Consider the following 15913-nt stretch of genomic DNA (forward strand, 5'->3'; position numbering starts at 1 on the left):
CTTCATATGTTTGTTCTTCAGAGTAATGTGTCCACGGACACATTACTCTACTTATTTACGAGTGGTTTTGTAGGGATGATCGGGAATGGTTCCTTCCAGCAAAACCGACAAGAAGGAGAGATTCTTGTGAATAATCAACTTGCTCAAGAGACCTTCCGGTTGCTTCAGGCTGACATGTCGCCAATCGCCGGAATTCAGCTTCATCTCTCTCCGGTGGAATGTGAGCAACTGCTCCCGGTACTGGAACGCCATGATTTGGAATACAACCGCAAAGTTCATTTGCTGGGCATTTACACCATTCTCACCCTGGCTGCAAAACGCCATATGGAATGTGTACCACATCATCCCGACCTTACCCGCAACATTTTGGATGGAGACTATTTATATAGCTTTTACTTGCAATTTGCGGTGAAAACCCGCGAACTGGATCTCGTTGCTTATTTGGCTCCTTCAATCAAAAAAATGCAGATTAGACGGGCAAATGGAAACTTCGCGGAAGAGAATCTGGCTGTTATAATGGAGGAGTTCCTGATCAGGGAACAAAGACAACAGGGACGCACTAGCAAAGCCATTTGACAGGTGGGGATCATTAAGATGAAGCTGCATGAAGCCTTGAACATCGACCTGAAGGAAATAAATCGGGAGATCGAGAATCTGGTGGCGCGTGACAAGGATGTGCCCAAGAATTCGCAGCTTGCCCAAGGCATTCTGCAATTAGTCGGGTCTGGCGGTAAACGGCTTAGGCCGTTGATGGTCATCGTCGGGAGCCGTTTTGGCCGAAAGCTTCCCGGGCGCAGAGCTCTCCAGCTATCCGCAGCCGCGGAATTCATTCACGCCGCCTCCTTGATTCATGATGACATTATTGACGATGCAGAAGTTCGGCGCGGCAGACCTGCACTACATGTCACAACCGGCGTAGGTTCCGCCGTACATATCGGGAATTACATGTCTGCTCGGGTCATCGAGCTGTTAAGCAAATACACCGGAGACAAAAATCATTATGTTCATGATCTATCTGCTGTCGCCACCGCTCAGCTCTGCCTGGGCGAGTACCAGCAGTTAGAACATGCTTATGATTACGACTTTACCATGGAGCAATACCTGGAGAAGTCGCGCAACAAAACTGCGCTACTGATGGCTACATGCCTGCGCGTCGGTGCCTTGTCATCCGAAAGCACAACAGAGGTCGCAAACCTGCTGTACAACTTCGGTGAAGCGCTGGGCATGTCCTTTCAGATCCAGGATGATCTGCTGGATTTCACGCAGTCTGCGGAGATACTCGGCAAGCCGGCCGGCAGTGACCTCCGCCATGGCCAAGTCACACTGCCGGTGCTATTCGCCCTGCAGGACCCTGAGTTGGCCCCGGCCATCCGCAAGATCGGCCCCGATTCATCGGATGCCGAGATCACTCATGTACTGGGCCTCATCACCCGCAGCGATGCGCTGCTGCGGGCTGAACAGGTCAGCCGGGATTACCTGGACCAAGCTGCTGCCATTATCCAGCAGCTGTCATCCTACCCGGCGCATAACGACCTGGTCACCTTGCTGGAATACTTCTCAGCGCGTGACCATTAGCGGCGGGGGTTCTCGACACCCCCGCCAGAATCAAACAAGCCTCTACTCCCACCTTAGCGTGGTTGTAGAGGCTTGTTTTGTTATGTCTTGATCTTGCGTGTAGAAGCCACTTGCCGTTGTTTTTGGACTTATAACTAATTTGATCTTGTAACTAATTTGATCTTGTACCCCCCCCCCCCCAACTTTAACGATCCTCTGTACACGGTAAGCTGCTGCTTCACAAGATTAACTTAATTACTCATAGATTTAATTACTCTTATGCTTAACTACTCATGCTCTCCTTCGCTAGCGACCCACTCACTCTAATTAACTGGAAAATCTCCAGTTATTCGATCCTCTAACACCAAAAGAAAAAGATTAACAGGAATTTATCCTGTTAATCTTTGAATTTCAAGCTAAACAGAGGCTAATCTAACAAAACAACTGGATAAATTCCCGTTATTCATCCCCATGATCTGTTTCCCTTCGATTTAACAGGAAAATTTCCTGTTACTCAGCCTCATTCAAAGTTCTGTTACTCTCTCTTATTCATAATACGAGGTTCATTCATACTACGAGTAATAGCGATGGACTCACTATAGCATTAAGCCCAATCCACTCAATATAGCACTAATTCCAATACTCCCCGCAGTCGCGCTTAGCTTACCTAACCTTTCACTTTACCTTACCTAACCTTCCACTCAGCTAACGTAAAAATAATCCACCAGTGTACACAGCAAGATCACCATACTGATCACCTGATTCAGATTATACGAAGCCACCTTCATCAATTTGCGATTCGAGGGCTTGATGATCTTGTGTTCGGTCATTAGCAGAACCGTCGCTATGCCAATCCCGAGCAGATAGATCCAGCCTAGATCACGCCATACGTACAAGAAGAGCAACAGCATAATCATGATAAAGTGCAGCCCCTGGGCGATGCGTAGAGCATTCTCCAGGCCGAAAAAGCTAGGAATGGACCACAGTCCATGCCGGCGGTCAAATTCAATATCCTGCGTGCCGTAAATAATGTCAAAGCCAGCAATCCACAGCATGACTACCGTTCCAATAACGAATGGGGTGAAGGCAATATTGCCTGTCACGGCGAACCAAGCGCCGATTGGAGCCGAGGCAATCACAAATCCCAGGTACAGATGGCTCAGGAACGTAAAGCGCTTCGTATACGAGTACGAGGAGATTAGCAGAATAGCTACCGGTGAAAGCACCAGGCAGAGCAAATTCAGCATCCCAGAAGCCACAATAAAGATGGCATAGTTGATAATGATGAACAGAATGACTTCTTTCTCGACCAATAGTCGCTGTGGCAAATGACGGTGCGCTGTGCGCGGGTTAGCTTTGTCAAAAGCGCGGTCAGCCAGCCGATTGAATGCATTCGCACCATTGCGGGCGCCGATCAGAGCGATCAGTCCCCAGAGCATGACCCGGCCGGATGGCCAGCCGCCTGCTGCCCAGACCATAGAGATGATGGCAAACGGCAGCGAGAACAGCGTATGGGAGAACATGACCAATTCGCCGAACATTTTTATTTTTAGAGCAGCATTCTTAAAAGCATTGAATATCACCATAGCATGATTCCTCTTTCTTCGTTTCCTGTTGCACGCGGCATCGCTCACGGGTCTACCCCGTTGCTCACATTTACTTCGAGACTTGCCGCAGCACCTCATCCAATACTGTAATCATACCATCAATGTCTTCGGCTGTAACGATAAGCGGCGGCTGAAAAGCCAGCACATTGCGGTTGATTCCGTTCTTGCCGATTAGATAACCACGATCCTTCATCTCTTCCAAAATATCGTCCGTTAAGGTCGCAGCAGCAGCCGCATCGGCCCCTGTAAGCTCTGCACCCAGCATAAAGCCGGTTCCCCGTACATCAGAGATCAACGCCGGGTAACGTTCTTGTAGCGACGTAAGGCCTGCCTTCAGGTGAGAGCCGAGTGAGGCTGCACGCTCTTGAAGCCCCTCAGTACGGATATAATCAAGAACAGCGAGGGCTGTAACAGCTGATACCGGATTTCCCCCAAAGGTGGAGGCAGATGGGCGGTTCAGCGAGAGTGCAATCTCATCCGTGGTGGCGAAAGCCGCAACCGGCACGCCGTTACCAAGCGCTTTGGCCATGCTGATGATATCCGGCACAACACCAAAGTGCTCCATCGCAAACATGGCGCCGGTTCGCCCAAAACCAGTCTGAATCTCATCGGCAATCAGCAGCACACCGTATTGATCCAGCAGCGCCTTCACCTCACGGAAATACCAGGAGACCGGCATGATCATGCCCCCGTTACCCTGGATCGGCTCAGCGATCAGTGCGGCGATAGTATCTCCTTTTTCCTCCAGCACACGTGCCAGACTCTTCAGCGAAATCTCTGCCGCCTCTTCCAGCGTCAGCTCCGGATGATAGGGCCGTTCGATAAACGTAACATCCTCATCGAGATAACGATCCGTTCGCCACATGGGCAGCCCTGTCACACTCATCGTCAGGTTAGTTCGTCCATGCAGGCCGCTTTCGAGGGCAATAAAGCCTTTGCGTCCGGTGTGCATCCGGGCCAAGAGCAACGCTCCCTCATTAGCCTCTGATCCGCTGTTGACGAAGAAGGTCCGGCGCAATCCACCCGGCAGCACTTCCTCCAGTCGCTCCGCCAGATCTACAGCTGGCTGCGTTAGATAGATCGTTGTTGTATGTTGTAGCTGCTGAAGCTGAGCTATCGTCCGTTCGGTAATCGCCGGATTACAGTGACCGCAAGCCACTACAGAGACACCAGCGAAGAAATCTGTGTACTCCTTACCCTTTTCATCATAAACAAACTGCATATTCCCCCGTACGATCTGTGGAGAATCGCGATAAAAATGCGCTGTGCAAGGATAAAAGTATTGCTTGCGTTTGGACACTACTGCTTCTCTTCCAATAAAATTGCCTTGTTCCATAGCGGGTTCCCTCTCTTTCTGATGCTTGTAAGTCTGAGCTGTTCACGCGGGCGAAGCTTTAAATTTCTTTCTTCACTCATTCCTGCATGTTATCTTCATTTTAACGTATATTACCGTAGGATTGATGAATATTTTAAATACTTTGTGAAAAAAATAACAATATAGCTCAGTAAATTCCGCTATTTTCCCCAAACCCTACTTATTTAAAATTTTAATTAAATTGCAAGGCTCCTAAAGTATAACCTGCATAGACAGGCTTCAAGCCACAGAGCAGCTCGTCGTTCTGGTTCATCCCTTGTATCGCATGTTGATACGAAATAATAATGTCACGCAGTTGCTCCACCGTATACGTGGCTCCTTCGATTCGGAAAGTACCGATCCCCAGCCCGCTCAACTCTTGAAGCATCGGCAGGTAACACAGCTCTTTGGCGAACAACAGATGACAGCGTCCATGCTGGTCGCGATAGACCGGATTCTCGCCTTTGTCAGTTTTGAGTACTAGTACGTCATTGCTTACATACAGGTTGTCTTCCTGAGCAATCGGCTCCATAACTTCTGTATTCTCATAGAGATCATGATCCATATACATCAATGCTGGTGTACCATGCACGACCACTTCCAGTGGCTGCTCGTAGCGGGCGACAAAGCTGGTGAAATGCTCCAGGGTCATCTCCGGCGATACCGTAAGCTTTTCCAAGCCATATCCGGCATAAAATCCGGCAGATAGATGATTGTATACATTCAGATTGCTGTCACCGATCATTGCGTAGCCAGTGGTTTTGTACCGGCGGATTGCTCCGAGATTGGTTACGAGCAGTCCGTCGATCGGCAGGCGTTCACCGTTTAACAGCTGATCATATTGGTCAAAATGCAGCTCAGTCATCATGCGCGGCATGCCCAGATAGATTTTTGTATCGCCTTTCAATGCTCCTAGCTCCTGTATATCACGCTTCGTGAACGGACGATCTGGTTCAAATACATCTCCAGGAAGATACAGAATGTCTACGCCCTGCGCAAGCACCATTCTCGCCTGCTCCATGTTATTGACTCGTACTGCAAGTTCCGGTTTGCTCTGCCTCTTCTGTCCAGCTTGTGCCATCCGCTCCCGGAGTACTGTAACACGTTCTTCGGACAGTTCACGCTCTGCCGTCGGTGTGCTGAATACTTTACCGGTGCTGTAGAATTTGCCTGTTCCTTCATAACGTTTATTAATATTGGACAAGCCAGGTTTCCCAAAGGCATAGGCTGTAGAGAAATCACGCTTGCGGTTCTGATAGAGCAGCTTCGAATCCACTGTGCGTTCAAAACCTACAGGATCATCGATGTACCGGTCAATCGCATCACCATAGCTGTTCACCAACGTTACCATGAACTCCTTATCACGCATCCGGCCTTCGATCTTGAAGGAGGTAATACCCGATTCGATGAGTTCAGGGATGTGCTCATACATATACATATCTTTGACGGCCAGCGGATATTCCGCAGGGAAGATATAGCCATCCTTCTTCACCCGGTAGTCCCAGCGGCACGGCTTCATACATTTGCCCCGGTTGCTGCTCATGCCGAACACCTGGGAGCTGAAGTAACAATTCGCTCCGTGAACAGAGCACATATCGCCATGCATGAAGTATTCCAGTTCCATTCCACTCCGCTGGCCCAGCAGCTTGGCAGTCTGCAGATCCATTTCCCGTGAAGTAACAACTCTGGTGACACCAAGATCACGGAGTGCGTAAATCATCTCCAGATTGTGCACATTCATCATGACCGAAGAGTGAACCGTAAGGCCCAGCCCCATCTCGCGGATCAATTCCAGCACCGACATATCCTGTACGATTAAGGCGTCGGGACGAACGCTATCCAGAAAACGCAGATACTCGCGGGCTTCCTCCACATCCTCTTCGCTAAACAGGTTGTTTACTGTAATATATACTTTTTTGTCCAGACGATGGGCGATATCCAGCGCCTCTACGATCTCTTCATGCGACAGGTTGTATCCCTTGCGCATCATTCTCATATTAAGAACAGGGCCGCCCAAATAGACAGCATCGCAGCCAGACTGAACGACTTCCTTAAAAATTTCGAAGGTGCCTGCCGGCGCGAGCAATTCAATCTCTCTACCATTAAAATAACGTGCCATAGTTGTTCCCTCCCAAGTTGATCTTGCTCTATAAATGCATTGCCGCCAAGAACGCCGCTATAGCCAAGCTACTGCAACGCCCATTACGACAAACATTAGTATAAAAACAGTATCGGCCCCGCCCCATATCGGGCGGTGATACCGGCTACGCGGCGCATCCATACGGAAACCACGAGCCTCCATGGAGTAAACCAGATCCTGTGCGCGGCGAAAGGCACTGGCGATCACGGGAACAAGCAGCGACACCAGCATCCGCCCTTTTTCTTTCAAAGGCAGTTCCTTCAGATCAGCACCGCGTGAAGCCTGTGCCTTCATAATGGTCTGGGATTCATCGAGAATCGTTGGAATGAACCGCAGCGAGATATCGATCATCAGCGTAATGCGGTCCGGCTTTAGCCCGATTTTTTTGAACGGTGACAGAATCCCCTCCAGGCCCTGATTAAGCTTGCCCGGGGTTGTCGTGAAGGTCAGCAGCGCCGTAAAGGTAATCAGGAAGAACATACGGATCACCGAGAAAGCCCCCAGACGGAGCCCGTCTTCATACAAGCCCCAAGAACCGATGGACAGCCACACTGCTCCTTCTTTTATGGATATAACCTGTACGATAAAAATAAATAGCATCAGATAGCGCAGCGGCTTAGCTGCTTTAAGGAAATACTTGAGCGGGATTCGGGTCGAAGCCATGACCGCCACCGAGAATACCGCCAGCAGTGCCATCGCCATCCAGGAACGGGATAGCAGAATGACGGCTACATAAAGCATCATCCCGGTAATTTTGGACCTGGCATCCAGCTTGTGTACCCATGAGCCAGTCTCAATGCTGCGGCCCAGCAGCAGCCTCTCATTCATGGTCATCCCTCTTTCCGCCAGACTCGCCAAGGATCTTGCCTTCTGTACGCAGTGAGGCTATAAGCTTAGCAAGACCTTCTGCTGTCAGTCGAGGCACCTCGTCCTCTAACCCCAATCGGTCAGCGACTGCCCGCCAGTAACGGAGCGACTGCGGTACCGTAAGACCACATTTTTCTAAGATGGCTGGATCCTTGGCAAGATCACTGGCGCTGCCCTGGAAGGCTGTACGCCCTTCCTTTAACACGATCCAGCTATCCGCCACTGGCAGCAGCTCATCCATTCGGTGGGTCACAATAACCACCGTCCGGCCCTGCTCCCGGCACAGCCGTTCCAGCAGCGAGATCAGCTCTGTTCGGCTGATAGGATCAAGAGTGGCTGTCGGCTCATCCAGCACTACAATATCAGGGTCCATCGCCAGTACAGAGGCGATCGCTGCCTTGCGCATCTGGCCCCCGCTGAGCTTGAACGGATTGCGCGCCAGAAGGTCCAGATCCAGCCCCATGTCCTGCATCGCCTTGCGCGCACGCGCCTTTGCGTCTTCCGGACTCATTCCAAAGTTCAGTGGACCGAAGCAAAGATCCTTCTCTACCGTCTCCTCAAACATCTGCTGCTCCGGGAATTGAAAGACCAGTCCTACGCGGCGGCGCAGCGGTAGCAGCCGGGGCGACTTCTCCCCAGCACGAATCGTTACATCCAGCACCGATACAGTGCCCTCCGATGGCTTCAGGATGCCGTTGAACAACTGGAGCAGCGTGGACTTGCCAGAGCCTGTCGCCCCGGCGATTCCCACAATAGAGCCTTGCGGAATGCTCAGATTAATATCATGCAGCGCCGTCTGTTTCCACAGGCTCCGGTCGGCATAGGTGTAGCTTACTTGCTGTAATTGTATGGCCATAACGTCTCTATAAGCTCCTTTTCACTGCCGGGAACGTTCACTTGAATCCCGTGCTCCTCCAGCTCGCCTGCCAGCCGCCATGCGTATGGCGCGCGCAGATGACATCTCTCCAGCAGCGCCTCGTTGCGAAACAGCTCGGCTGGTGTCACATCCGCAGCCAGGCCGCCTCCGTGAAGAGCAAGCACCCGCTCCGAAGCCAGAATCTCATCGGCATCATGCGTAATCATCAGGAGAGTATATCTGCCTTCGGCATGCATCCCCTTCAGGATGCCAAGCAGTTCATCCCTACTCCCCTCATCCAACATAGAAGAGGCCTCGTCAAAGATGACGATGCCTGGCTCCATTGCAAGAATGGAAGCGATGGCGACACGCTGCTTCTGGCCTCCTGACAGCTCCCCGGGATGCTTGGCTAGCAGATGGGCAATCCCTAACCGCTCCGAATAGATCCGCAGACGGCTCTCCATCTCTTCGTAGGATAGACAAAGTCCTTCCAGGCCAAAGAGAATATCTTCCTCTACAGTAGCCCCGATGAACTGGTTATCGGGATTCTGGAAGACCATGCCGATACTCTGCCGGATGGGACCAATCGATGCCTCTTCAAGCTTCATTCCGCAGACGGTAATCTCTCCCGCCCCTGCAGGAAGCAGAGCATTAAAGAGCTTCACCAGCGAAGATTTGCCGCAGCCGTTGGGGCCGACGATGCTTACCCACTGTCCTTGGGGAATGGTGAACGATATATTTTGCAGAATCGGATGCTCTGGGCCATAGCCGAATGAGACATCATCCAGCGCGATTACCACTTGTCCTGCTTGAGTTCCGTTAGGTTGTTCCTCATGCGCTTCCTTCATGTTAGTCATCCTTTCGCCGCGTCTCCCGGATCGTCCAGGAATTCTTCGAACAACGAGATTTTGGACAGCGAGGTGACCAAATACCGAACAGCGAATCCTACCGCCACCCCTGTAACCACCCCTGTAATGAGCAGCATCGGCAAATAGTAGAATATGCTCAGTGAAGCAAAGACCATCGACGCTGCCAGCAGCTGTCCGATATTGTGGGCGACCCCGCCGGCAATGCTGATGCCGATCAGACTAAGCTGCTTCCCGCCAATCAGCATCAGCAGGAACATCACTACGAAACTGAACAACGATCCAAACAAACTGAACAATAAACTAGAAAAGGTACCTAGAATGAATGCGGTAAGCAGCGTCTTCAGAACAACGAGCAGGAAGGCATCGCGTCCGCGCAAAAAGAAAATACAGGTCAATATCATGATATTAGCCAGACCCAGCTTAGCACCAGGTACCAACCCCATACCTGACAGCGGAATTTGGGCCTCAACCAGACTTAGCACTACAGCCACTGCAGCAAAGATTGCGATAATGACCGTTCTTTTCAGCGCCGTAGCTGATTCACTACTGGACATACCCATCTACTTCATCCTCCCCCGATACACTAGCGATCTCCACCAGCACCCGGTGCGGCAGGCAGACAATCGTTTGCTTGGGCCGGGTAATTCTTCCGAAACCGAGACATACCTTATCAGGGCAGTCGGCATCGTACATTTCTATGCCATGGTCATGCACCTTCAAAATGTTGTAACCCCGATCCGTGCGGATATCAATGGTTTGCTCTTCTTTAGTAAGCTTGACTGTTTTAAATAATTTTCCGTCCACCGTTACATTGGCCACAAGGTTGTCGCCAATCCCACCTTTACTCTCGTCACTTGAAAACCAACGCGGTACGAGAAAAGCGAGCGCAGCCACCAGAACGATGGAAATCAGCCATACATCTGCGCGTTTCATAAAATTCTCCCTTATTTTTTAATTAAAATCCGGACTTATTAATTATAACGGTCCTCTATCAATCCTTCAATGAATGTAGGCGTTTATTGTCACCTTTAAGTGCCTAATTTCACAAAATAGGCACGAACCTTTCACGTCTTCGCAAAAACGGATCGTCCCTTCTTTCGAGAAAACGGATTATCCCATTTTAGCGGGATAATCCGTTTATATAAGCTTGCTATTTTCTCGAGAATACGCCAGGAATAATCCAGCAAAAACAGGGTCCCACTGGGTGCCTCTCCCCTGTTCCAAAATACCTAGCGCCTGCTCGGGGTCCATTCCCTTGCGGTAAGGTCGATCTGAGGTCATCGCATCGTAAGCATCAGCTACAGCAATAATTCTTCCATACAACGGAATGTCCTGTCCGACTAGCCCATCCGGGTAGCCTTTGCCATCATAACGTTCATGATGGGATCTCACGCCACCTAGATAAGGAGTCATTTTCTCCAAAGGCTCAATCTGCCGTAGTATGTTCTCCCCTAACACAGGGTGGGCCTTGATCTGATCGAACTCTTCATCTGTAAGTTTGCCTTCTTTAAATAAGACACTGTCTCGCACACCGATTTTGCCGATATCATGCAGCAACGCCGATTTGCGCAGATTGTCGAGTTCCTCACCCGTGAGCCCAGCCAACCCTCCAATGATAACCGAAAACTCGGCTACCCGCAGGGAATGTCCGGCTGTGTAAGGGTCCCTGGCATCCAGCGCTACGGCCAAGGTGGTAAAGTAGCTATCCAGCAGTTGTCTGTTCTGCTCTTCCCGGGCCTGCAAGCCGCGCACCATCATATTGAACCCGGCAACCAGCTTGGAGAATTCATCGGAGTATTCATCCTGAATCTGTAGCAGCTGTCCATCCTTAACGTTGTTGGTCGCCTTGTACAATTCATTAATAGGATGCTGTACACTTCTTGTCAGCAACCATGCAGCAATGGAAGAGAACGCGGTGCCAATGAACAACACCATTCCCGCCCAGCCCCAGAAATTCTGAAATCCGGTTCTGCTAAGCGCAACATCATGAAGCCGCACTTTGGTCGCCATAATGAATAGCGCCAGTGGAAAGGTGCCGATCAGCATGCAACTGATCATGAACTTGGGTCCGATCGGAACAAAAACATAGCCTTCAAGCGAGAAGTCCACACTGTAACGTTCAAGCGCCCGATTCCGGAATTCCTTGATTAAAGGAATAACTGCAGAACAGGCCAGAAAAAACTCAATCAAAGCGTGCATGCAGGCAATCAACACTGCACCCGTTGCGGCTTGATAGAGAAAGGAGTACGGCAGACTGACGAGATCGGCACGAATCATCCAATAGGTCATCAGAATCGCGGGTACCGCCATTCCAAACAAATGAGGGCCAAGAATCCGGTAAACAGCATGCTTGGGCAAGCGATGCGCATACTGATAAGCCTTCTCCAGCAGTTCCAGGGTAGGTTCAGGTGTTCTCAGCGCGGTGCGAATAGGCTTGACGTGCTTCAAGAACAAGCTGATCTCTAGTAGGGACATCACCAGAAAGGAAAATAGCAAGACCAAAAAAAGGCGGCCATACTCCAGTACGGACAGCTCCAGAGATGAGATCAGTAGCACACTACCCACTGCGAGCACAGCGACAACAGAACCGAACAAGTAGTTTCGGATCTGTTTCCTTAAAAACGCCTTATATATAATCATCTGTTCCTCCGATCCCTGTCTTCCCATGATGTCAGTGACTTATTTGCTTTATTTGTATTTATATGCTAAGATTTAATAATATTTGATTGTCGCTATATGTATCCCCATCAAGAAGATGTCAGGCCGATCGTTGCTTACATTATTATTATCGGCATTTTGGACACAATCTCTTACGTTTTCTTGGAGAACTCTTCCTTTTTATGAGATGAAATTCAAACATAGCATTCCGATTCACACTGGCGCGGCCGCGGAGCCGCAAGGACAAAAGAGAGGTAGGGCTTTTGTCGTTTTGGAAGGATTACTCTCGCCATACGGCTGCTGGAAATAACAAGGAATAATGACCCCGTTGCTCACGACGGCAGGGGATAAATATAACGAGATGCATGGTACATAGTCCCTCTTGCTCAGGAACACTGGCCATGTGTGGAAAAAATTAGGCGCCCGATAACCGCTCTTCGCGGATATCGGGCGCCGTCTACGTTCCAGGACATTTTCTAAGCAATCCGCCTCTTCCTTCTCTCAACGTACATAACGGGTTACAAATCCAGCGACCTTCGCTTTATAAGCCTCCTTGTTCGTATCATAGGCCAGTCCATGACCGGCCCCCGGAACAACAAATTTCTCCTTGGGGCTTTGACAAGCCTCATACAACTCATCCAGCATGGCAAAAGGCACAAACTTATCGGCATCACCATGAATGAAGAGAATCGGCACTTGTGCTTTGCGCACCTGTTTGAGCGCTGAAGCTTCACTGAACCGATACCCAGCCTTCAATCGGGTCACTGTGCTGGCACTTTGCACAAACGGGAAGCTAGGTAGCTTATACATACGCTTTAACTGGTATGTTAACTGGGCTGTAACCGAGCTGTAGGCACAATCCGCAACGATGACTTTCACCTGCTGCGGAAGCACCTCGCCAGATGTCATCAGCACCGTTGCTCCGCCCATGGATACTCCGTGCAGAACAATCTGCGCATTTGGCCCCGTCTGCTTCGTCACATATTGGATCCATTGCAAATAATCACGGCGTTCAGGCCAGCCGAAGCCGATATAATCCCCAGCACTACCACCATGCCCTCTGGCATCTGGCAGCAGCACATTGTAGCCAAGATTCTCATAGTAGAACTTGGCGTAGACCCCCATATCTTTGGCCTGACCAGAATAGCCATGAGCGATAATAGCCGTGCGTCCCTCCGCACGCTCCGAAGGTAGAAAATACCCTTTCAACTCCAGTCCATCTTCGGTGATAAGGCTGACGTCCTGAAAGGTCTGACGGGAGACCCATTCTTTCCCCTCGCCCCAGGATGGACCAGCAACTGGAGGATCGACCTTCAGGTCAGGACTGCCTTCCAGAAAATCCTTGGGTGCCCGCTTGACTGCAACTCCGTAGAAAAAGAATCCGGCGTATACCACTACCGCTGCAACGATAACAATCACTGCACCAATAATCAATGTCCATGACAATCTCCATTCCCCCTATCAAACATCATAATTTTTCCAGATGAAGTTAGTATAGCATGCCCTGTAAAGAGACCAAAGTGAGGGTAGGAGAACATAGAAAAAGAGCCGCTCTGCGGAAAATAAAGATTCCGAAAGCGGCTCTGCTGTTATTCACGGTAAAACAATGTATGATCCCGTCTGTCGATTAAGATTTGTTTTTTCTGGAGAATCTGAATCTTACCAGTAATCCCAAAGCGGCTAAACCTAGCCCGGTTACATAATACGGCGCAGGACTCGATTCACCCGTCTTCGGCAGCTTATCTACAGCCGGACCACTCAGCGGAACTCTATTATTGGTCAGAACGATAGAAGACTTTGCCGGTTTTGTCGAAGGTGACGGTGTGGACGTAGGCGCTGGCGCCAGTGGCACTTGCTCATCTTCAATGATTATTTCATCATTGCCTGGCGTTGGTGTTGGTGTTGCCGTTGGTGCCGGCGTTGCTTTTGGTGTCGGTACTGGTCCAGCCGGTACCGGATCACGATCCACAACGATTGTGCCAATTACAGGTGGAGTCGTTGGACTTGGCTGTGGAGTAACCACTGGTGGTGGTGGCGTCCATGTTGGTGCCGGTGTTACTTCCGGCGTTGGCGTCGGCGTTACCTCCGGTGTTGGCGCGGGTGTTACCTCCGGCGTTGGCGCTGGCGTTACTTCCGGCGTTCGCGTCGGTGTTACTTCCGGCGTTGGCGTCGGTGTTACTTCCGGCGTTGGCGTCGGTGTTACTTCCGGCGTTGGCGTCGGTGTTACTTCCGGCGTTGGCGTCGGCGTTACTTCCGGCGTTGGCGTCGGCGTTACTTCCGGCGTTGGCGTCGGTGTTACTTCCGGCGTTGGCGTCGGCGTTACTTCCGGTGTTGGCGTCGGCGTTACTTCCGGTGTTGGCGTCGGTGTTGCTGTTGGCGTTGGTGTCGATGTTGCCGTTGGCGTTGGTGTTGGTGTTGCCGTTGGTGTCGGTGTTGTTGTTGCCGTTGGTGTTGGCGTTGATGTCGGTGTTGGTGTCGGCGTTGCCGTTGGTGTCGGTGTTGGTGTCGGCGTTGCCGTTGGTGTCGGCGTTGCCGTTGGCGTTGGTGTCGGTGTTGCCGTTGGTGTCGGTGTTGGTGTCGGCGTTGCCGTTGGCGTTGGTGTCGGTGTTGGTGTTGCGGTTGGTGTTGGCGTAGCCGTTGGTGTCGGTGTTGGTGTCGGCGTTGCCGTTGGCGTTGGTGTCGGTGTTGCTGTCGGCGTTGCCGTCGGTGTTGGTGTCGGCGTTGCCGTTGGCGTTGGTGTCGGCGTTGCCGTCGGTGTTGCTGTCGGCGTTGCCGTTGGCGTTGGTGTTGGTGTTGCCGTTGGTGTTGGCGTTGCCGTTGGTGTCGGCGTTGCCGTCGGTGTTGCTGTCGGCTTCGGTGTTGCTGTTGGCGTTGCCGTTGGCGTAGCTGTCGGCGTTGCCGTTGGCGTAGCTGTCGGTGTTGCCGTTGGAGTCGGCTTCGGCGTTGCCGTCGGCTTCGGCGTTGCTGTCGGTGTGGCCGTTGGTGTCGGTGTTGGTGTTGGCGTTGGTGTTGGTGTTGCCGTTGGTGTTGGCGTTGCCGTTGGTGTCGGCGTTGCCGTCGGTGTTGCTGTCGGCTTCGGTGTTGCTGTTGGCGTTGCCGTTGGCGTAGCTGTCGGCGTTGCCGTTGGCGTAGCTGTCGGTGTTGCCGTTGGAGTCGGCTTCGGCGTTGCCGTCGGTGTTGCTGTCGGCTTCGGCGTTGCTGTCGGTGTGGCCGTTGGTGTCGGTGTTGGTGTTGCCGTTGGTGTTGGTGTTGGCGTTGCCGTTGGTGTTGGTGTTGGCGTAGCCGTTGGTGTTGCTGTTGGTGTTGGTGTTGGTGTTGCTGTCGGCTTCGGTGTCGCTGTTGGCGTTGCCGTCGGTGTTGCTGTCGGCTTCGGTGTTGCTGTTGGCGTGGCCGTCGGTGTCGCTGTTGGTGTCGCTGTTGGCGTGGCCGTTGGTGTAGCCGTTGGCGTTGCTGTCGGCTTCGGTGTCGCTGTTGGCGTGGCCGTTGGTGTTGGTGTTGGCTTAGGTGTCGCTGTTGGCGTGGCCGTCGGCTTCGGCGTTGTTGTTGGCGTTGCCGTTGGTGTCGCTGTCGGTGTTGGCGTTGGTGTCGGTGTTGCCGTTGGTGTCGGCTTCGGCGTTGTTGTTGGCGTTGCCGTTGGTGTCGGTGTTGTTGTTGGCGTTGCCGTTGGTGTCGGTGTTGGCGTTGCCGTCGGTGTTGCTGTCGGCTTCGGCGTTGCTGTTGGTGTAGCCGTCGGTGTTGCTGTTGGCGTTGCCGTTGGTGTCGGCTTCGGCGTTGCTGTTGGTGTTGCCGTTGGTGTTGCTGTCGGCTTCGGTGTCGCTGTTGGCGTTGCCGTTGGTGTTGCTGTCGGCTTCGGTGTAGCCGTTGGTGTTGCCGTCGGCTTCGGTGTCGCTGTTGGCGTTGCCGTCGGTGTTGCTGTTGGCGTTGCCGTCGGTGTTGCTGTTGGCGTTGCCGTCGGTGTTGCTGTTGGCGTTGCCGTCGGTGTTGCTGTTGGCGTTGCCGTCGGTGTTG

The 15913-nt window shown here is 51.8% G+C and carries 13 protein-coding genes; 2 read left to right on the forward strand and 11 right to left on the reverse strand.

The genetic code is table 11. The features are described from left to right. The first annotated feature begins 126 nt into the window (after window positions 1-126). A complete protein-coding gene (locus AC3Y23_RS25980; RefSeq protein WP_379204610.1) occupies window positions 127-576 on the forward strand; it encodes a hypothetical protein in 450 nt (149 codons plus the stop codon). An 18-nt stretch (window positions 577-594) separates the two neighbouring features. Continuing rightward, on the forward strand, window positions 595-1575 hold the full coding sequence (locus tag AC3Y23_RS25985; RefSeq protein WP_379204612.1) for a polyprenyl synthetase family protein: 981 nt from the start codon (window positions 595-597) through the stop codon (window positions 1573-1575). Between the two features lie 680 nt (window positions 1576-2255). On the opposite strand, the gene AC3Y23_RS25990 is transcribed toward AC3Y23_RS25985, so the two are convergent. The 11 genes from AC3Y23_RS25990 to AC3Y23_RS26040 form a co-directional block, all read right to left on the reverse strand. Further along, a complete protein-coding gene (locus AC3Y23_RS25990) occupies window positions 2256-3140 on the reverse strand; it encodes a UbiA-like polyprenyltransferase (RefSeq protein WP_379204615.1) in 885 nt (294 codons plus the stop codon). 70 nt (window positions 3141-3210) lie between these two features. Further along, window positions 3211-4497, reverse strand: a complete 1287-nt coding sequence (locus tag AC3Y23_RS25995; protein ID WP_379204617.1) for an aspartate aminotransferase family protein — start codon at window positions 4495-4497, stop codon at window positions 3211-3213. Window positions 4498-4708: 211 nt separating this feature from the next. Continuing rightward, a complete protein-coding gene (locus AC3Y23_RS26000) occupies window positions 4709-6634 on the reverse strand; it encodes a peptidase U32 family protein (RefSeq protein WP_379204619.1) in 1926 nt (641 codons plus the stop codon). A 57-nt stretch (window positions 6635-6691) separates the two neighbouring features. Then, window positions 6692-7489, reverse strand: a complete 798-nt coding sequence (locus AC3Y23_RS26005) for an energy-coupling factor transporter transmembrane component T family protein (RefSeq protein WP_379204621.1) — start codon at window positions 7487-7489, stop codon at window positions 6692-6694. Further along, window positions 7476-8378, reverse strand: coding sequence for an energy-coupling factor transporter ATPase (locus tag AC3Y23_RS26010; RefSeq protein WP_379204623.1), 903 nt, complete (start codon window positions 8376-8378; stop codon window positions 7476-7478). Before AC3Y23_RS26010 ends, AC3Y23_RS26005 begins: the two co-directional genes overlap by 14 nt. Further along, window positions 8354-9226 (reverse strand): ATP-binding cassette domain-containing protein, encoded by an 873-nt coding sequence (locus AC3Y23_RS26015; RefSeq protein WP_379204677.1) that lies wholly within the window; start codon window positions 9224-9226, stop codon window positions 8354-8356. The genes AC3Y23_RS26010 and AC3Y23_RS26015 overlap by 25 nt, the downstream gene beginning before the upstream one ends. Before the next feature lie 5 nt (window positions 9227-9231). Further along, window positions 9232-9807 (reverse strand): Gx transporter family protein, encoded by a 576-nt coding sequence (locus tag AC3Y23_RS26020; RefSeq protein ID WP_379204625.1) that lies wholly within the window; start codon window positions 9805-9807, stop codon window positions 9232-9234. Next, complete coding sequence (locus AC3Y23_RS26025) at window positions 9791-10180, reverse strand: NusG domain II-containing protein (protein WP_379204627.1); 390 nt, start codon at window positions 10178-10180, stop codon at window positions 9791-9793. Before AC3Y23_RS26025 ends, AC3Y23_RS26020 begins: the two co-directional genes overlap by 17 nt. Window positions 10181-10384: 204 nt before the next feature. After that, a complete protein-coding gene (locus tag AC3Y23_RS26030; RefSeq protein ID WP_379204630.1) occupies window positions 10385-11887 on the reverse strand; it encodes an HD domain-containing phosphohydrolase in 1503 nt (500 codons plus the stop codon). A gap of 519 nt (window positions 11888-12406) precedes the next feature. Next, window positions 12407-13351 (reverse strand): alpha/beta hydrolase, encoded by a 945-nt coding sequence (locus tag AC3Y23_RS26035; RefSeq protein WP_379204632.1) that lies wholly within the window; start codon window positions 13349-13351, stop codon window positions 12407-12409. 181 nt (window positions 13352-13532) lie between these two features. Next, window positions 13533-15913, reverse strand: a 2381-nt coding sequence (locus AC3Y23_RS26040) for an LPXTG cell wall anchor domain-containing protein (RefSeq protein ID WP_379204634.1), incomplete at its 5' end; no start/stop codon positions are given.

It is taken from the genome of Paenibacillus sp. MAHUQ-45, assembly GCF_058133325.1.

Excerpts from the sequence above, each read along its gene's own strand:
- AC3Y23_RS25985 (WP_379204612.1), top strand. The coding sequence starts at position 595 with ATGAAGCTGCATGAAGCCTTGAACATCGACCTGAAGGAAATAAATCGG.
- AC3Y23_RS25990 (WP_379204615.1), bottom strand. The coding sequence starts at position 3,140 with ATGGTGATATTCAATGCTTTTAAGAATGCTGCTCTAAAAATAAAAATG.
- AC3Y23_RS25995 (WP_379204617.1), bottom strand. The coding sequence starts at position 4,497 with ATGGAACAAGGCAATTTTATTGGAAGAGAAGCAGTAGTGTCCAAACGC.
- AC3Y23_RS26000 (WP_379204619.1), bottom strand. The coding sequence starts at position 6,634 with ATGGCACGTTATTTTAATGGTAGAGAGATTGAATTGCTCGCGCCGGCA.
- AC3Y23_RS26005 (WP_379204621.1), bottom strand. The coding sequence starts at position 7,489 with ATGACCATGAATGAGAGGCTGCTGCTGGGCCGCAGCATTGAGACTGGC.
- AC3Y23_RS26010 (WP_379204623.1), bottom strand. The coding sequence starts at position 8,378 with ATGGCCATACAATTACAGCAAGTAAGCTACACCTATGCCGACCGGAGC.
- AC3Y23_RS26015 (WP_379204677.1), bottom strand. The coding sequence starts at position 9,226 with ATGAAGGAAGCGCATGAGGAACAACCTAACGGAACTCAAGCAGGACAA.
- AC3Y23_RS26020 (WP_379204625.1), bottom strand. The coding sequence starts at position 9,807 with ATGGGTATGTCCAGTAGTGAATCAGCTACGGCGCTGAAAAGAACGGTC.
- AC3Y23_RS26025 (WP_379204627.1), bottom strand. The coding sequence starts at position 10,180 with ATGAAACGCGCAGATGTATGGCTGATTTCCATCGTTCTGGTGGCTGCG.
- AC3Y23_RS26030 (WP_379204630.1), bottom strand. The coding sequence starts at position 11,887 with ATGATTATATATAAGGCGTTTTTAAGGAAACAGATCCGAAACTACTTG.